We start from the raw sequence: 3,861 nt of genomic DNA, 5'->3' as shown, positions 1-3,861 counted from the left end.
ATAGTTGAAGTAACCTTGGAACACGCGCCGCGGCAATCGGCCGACTGAACTTCACAAGCCAAGGCAAGCCAATCCAGGCGCAGGTCCTCGCCCTGTCGAGCTTGCGGCCGCACTGGTACCGTGTGGTGCCATTGCGGTGTCGCGGGTGCGGTGGGAAGGGGGGACTGCTCTGGCAGTAGCGCTGGGCACGAATCTGTCACCAGACTGTCACCATGAAAAATGGCGCTACTGATTCAGTAGCGCCATGTCCTTGTGTAGCTTGGTAGGACGTGCAGGATTCGAACCTGCGACCAACGGATTAAAAGTCCGCTGCTCTACCAACTGAGCTAACGTCCCGACCTGCTTGCCGCTGCATTGCACAGCAGCAAAGTCCGCGATTATAGCAAGCTCTTCGGGGTTTTCCGGGTGGCGAGGCGATCGAGTACCCAGCCTGCCGCACATTGGCCGAAGGTCGCGGTCACGCTGACCACCGAGCCGTAGCCGTGGCAGTTGAGCGAGCCGTCGCCTTCGATCGCGCACGAGGGGTCTGGCGGGGCCACGGCCTCGCGGCTGAACACGCAGGGAACACCGATGCGCTTGCCTTCCTTCGGCGCGCCGTGGAACTTGCGCAGCCGGTAGCGCATCTGCGCGAGCAGCGGGTCGTGCGTGGTGGCGGCGAGGTCGTCCACGTCGACCTTGTGCGCCAGGCGCTTGCCGCCGGCGGCGCCGCAGGAGACGAACAGCGCCTTGCGCTCGCGCGCCCACACCGCCATCGCCGTCTTGGCCTTGAGCTCGTCGCAGGCATCGATCACCGCGTCCACGCCCTCGGGCAGCAGCTGCGGCCAGTTCTCCGGCTCGACGAACTCCTCCACCGCATGCACCGTGCAGCGCGGATGGATCTGCGCGATGCGCTCGCGCATGGCCAACACCTTGGCCTGGCCGAGCGTGCTTTCCAGCGCGTGGATCTGGCGGTTGATGTTGGATTCGGCAACGTGGTCCAGGTCGACCAGCGTCAGCGCGCCGACGCCGCTGCGGGCCAGGGCCTCGGCGGCCCAGGAGCCGACGCCGCCGATGCCGACCACGGCGACGTGGGCGCGGCGGATCGCCGCCGCGCCTTCCATGCCATAGAGCCGTTCGAGGCCGCCGAAGCGCCGCTGCAGGTCCGCCGCTTCGTCCAGGTGCGTCATGCGCCCGGGGCCGGCTTCAGCGCAGGCGCGCCAGCCGTTCGCGCGCGGCCACGGCCGCTTCGGACTGCGGGTAGGCCTTGACCAGTTCGTCGAGCGTGCGGCGCGCGTTGGCGTTTTCCTTCAGCTCGATCTGGCAGTTGGCGATCGACAGCACCGCCTCGGGCGCGCGTGGATGGTCCGGCGCCTGCTGCAGCAGGGCGCGGAAGTTCGCGATAGCGCCCTTGTAGTCGCGGTTGGCGTACTGGGCGTTGCCGACCCAGAACAGCGCGCTCGGACGGTAGCCGCTCGAGGGGTACTTGCGCAGGAACTCGGAGAACGCGGTCTGCGCGGCCAGGAAGTCGCCCTTGCGGAAGGCGGCCAGCGCCGCCTCGAACTCGCGCTGTTCGGCCGGATCGGCGCTGAATTCGCGGCCGTCCACCGTCACCTGCACCGGCTCGAACTTGCGCAGGCGCTCGTCGACGCCGGCGGCGATGTCCTTCTGGCGGCGCTGCACCTCGGCCAGGTCGCGCGCCAGCTGCTCGTCGCTGCCGCGCAGGCGGGCGAGATCGGTGCGCAGGGCCTCGATCTGGTTCTGCAGTTCCAGCAGCGCGCGGCGCAGGCTCGCGTTCTCGTCGTTGGCGCGCTGGAGCGCTTCGGTCAGCTGCTGCTGCGCGGTGTCGGCGGCCTGGCGCTGCTGCTCGACGCGCTGGCGCAGGTCGATGATCGCGCGGCGGGCCTCGTCGTCCTCGAACAGCGCGGCGTTGGCCGAGGCGGTGAACAGCGAAGCGGCCGCCAGGGCGGCGGCCAGCACGGAACGTTGGATGCTCATCATCGGTAGGCGATCTCGGCGCGCCGGTTCTGCGCCCAGGCGGTTTCATCGCTGCCCGGAACCGCGGGCTTCTCCTCGCCGAAGCTCACGGCTTCGACCTGCGAGTCCTTCACGCCCAGCAGCTCGAGCGCGCGGCGCACGGCTTCGGAGCGGCGCTGGCCCAGGGCCAGGTTGTACTCGCGGCCGCCGCGCTCGTCGGTATGGCCCTCGATCACCACGTGCCGGGCGCCGTTGGCCTTCAGGAACTGCGCGTGCTGCTCGATCAGGCGCTGGAACTCCGGCTTGATCACGTTGCTGTCGTAATCGAAGTAGATGATGCGAGCCACGCCCCTGGGACCGGCGATGTCCGCCGCGCCGGGCGTCGCGTCCACCGGCGCGACGCGCGAGGTGTCGGCACCCGAAGGCGCCGTGCCGGTGCCGGGCGCCGGGGTGACTGCGGTGCTCTGCTTGTCCTCCACCGGCACGTCGTCGAGCTTGACGCCGCTGGCGCAGCCCGCCAGCGCCGCAGCGCAGGCAAGGGCAAGGAACACACGCTTGATCATTGGATAAACCTCCTGGTCGTTCATGAATGGTGTCAGCGGCGGAACGGGCCCCAGTCGGGCTCGCGGATGTCGCCGCCCCGGCCCGGCAGCCGGGCCTTGATCTTGCCGTCGAGGGTGGTGGTCATCAAGGCTTCGGCCCCGCCCTGGCGGGTGGCATAGATGATCAGCCGGCCGTTGGGGGCGAAGCTCGGGCTCTCGTCGGCCGTGGTCTCGGTGACCGACTGCACGTTGCCGGTGGCAAGCTCCATCACCTGCAGCTTGAAGGCGCCGCTGATGCGGGAAATGTAGGCCAGCCATTTTCCGTCGGGGCTGAGGGCCGGCGAAATGTTGTAAGTCCCTGTAAAGGTGACCCGCTGCGCGTCGCCGCCTGTGGCGGACATGCGATAGATCTGCGGCGAGCCGCCGCGATCGCTGACGAAATAGATGCTGCGGCCGTCCCCCGAGTAGATCGGCTCGGTGTCGATGCTGCCGGACTGCGTGATGCGGCGCGGCTCGCCGCCGCCGGCGGGAATCGTGTAGATCTGCGAGCCGCCTTCGCGCGTGAGCGTCACCGCCAGCGTGCGGCCGTCGGGCGCCCAGGCCGGCGCGCTGTTGGAGCCGCGGAAGTTGGCGATCAGCCGCCGCTTGCCGGAGGCGATCTCGTGCACGTAGACCACCGGCTTGCGCGACTCGAACGACACGTAGGCCAGCTGCGTGCCGCTGGCCGACCAGGCCGGCGAGATGATCGGCTCGGGGCTCGCGAGCGCCGATTGCGCGTTCTCGCCGTCGGCGTCGGCCACCCACAGGTTGTAGCGCGTGCCGGCCTTGGTGACGTAGGCGATGCGGGTGGAGAAGATGCCCTTCTCGCCGGTGAGCTTCTCGTAGATGGCGTCGGCGATGTGGTGGGCCGCCAGCCGCAGGTCGAGCGCGGGCACGACGAAGCTCTGGCCGCCCCGGTCCTCGCCCTTCACCACGTCCCACAGGCGGTAGCGCACGTCGTAGCGGCCGTCCGCCAGCCGCGTGACGCTGCCCACGGCCAGCGAATCGGCCGTCTTCTGGCGCCAGGGGCTCAGGTCGGGGCGGCTGGTCTCGTCCAGCTCGGGGCTGCCGGCCGGATCGATGCCGCGGAACTGGCCGCTGCGCTCCAGGTCGGCCTGGATGATGGAGGCGATCTTCTGCGGCAGGCCCGCCTCGCCGCGGAACGGCACGATCGCGATGGGCAGCTGGGTGAGGCCCACGCCGGTGACTTCGACGCGGAATTGCGCCAGGGTGGGTGCGGATGCGAGAGAGGCACCCAGCAAGGCAACCAGCTCGCGCCGGCGCCACCGTCCAGGATCATGCATTTCTTCGTTCACTCCTAACTGAT

The 3,861-nt window shown here is 69.3% G+C and carries 4 protein-coding genes and 1 tRNA gene; all 5 read right to left on the bottom strand.

Annotation, left to right across the window (positions count from 1 at the left end; translation table 11 throughout):
- Positions 1-260: 260 nt before the first annotated feature.
- A tRNA-Lys gene (locus tag VFM98_RS10845) sits at positions 261-336 on the bottom strand.
- A gap of 41 nt (positions 337-377) precedes the next feature.
- Positions 378-1,166, bottom strand: coding sequence for a tRNA threonylcarbamoyladenosine dehydratase (locus VFM98_RS10840; RefSeq protein WP_325109937.1), 789 nt, complete (start codon positions 1,164-1,166; stop codon positions 378-380).
- A 16-nt stretch (positions 1,167-1,182) separates the two neighbouring features.
- Positions 1,183-1,974, bottom strand: a complete 792-nt coding sequence (gene ybgF / locus VFM98_RS10835; protein WP_325109936.1) for a tol-pal system protein YbgF — start codon at positions 1,972-1,974, stop codon at positions 1,183-1,185.
- Positions 1,974-2,516 (bottom strand): peptidoglycan-associated lipoprotein Pal, encoded by a 543-nt coding sequence (gene pal, locus VFM98_RS10830; RefSeq protein WP_325109935.1) that lies wholly within the window; start codon positions 2,514-2,516, stop codon positions 1,974-1,976. The genes ybgF and pal overlap by 1 nt, the downstream gene beginning before the upstream one ends.
- A gap of 32 nt (positions 2,517-2,548) precedes the next feature.
- Positions 2,549-3,838 carry a Tol-Pal system beta propeller repeat protein TolB gene (tolB, locus tag VFM98_RS10825; protein ID WP_325109934.1) on the bottom strand — a complete coding sequence of 430 codons (1,290 nt, stop codon included), beginning with the start codon at positions 3,836-3,838 and terminating at the stop codon, positions 2,549-2,551.
- Positions 3,839-3,861 lie beyond the last annotated feature (23 nt).

It is taken from the genome of Ramlibacter sp., assembly GCF_035706265.1.
GTDB lineage: Bacteria > Pseudomonadota > Gammaproteobacteria > Burkholderiales > Burkholderiaceae_C > Ramlibacter.
The sequence above is the reverse complement of the archived record's forward strand: the minus strand, read 5'-3'. Positions and strand labels throughout refer to the sequence as shown.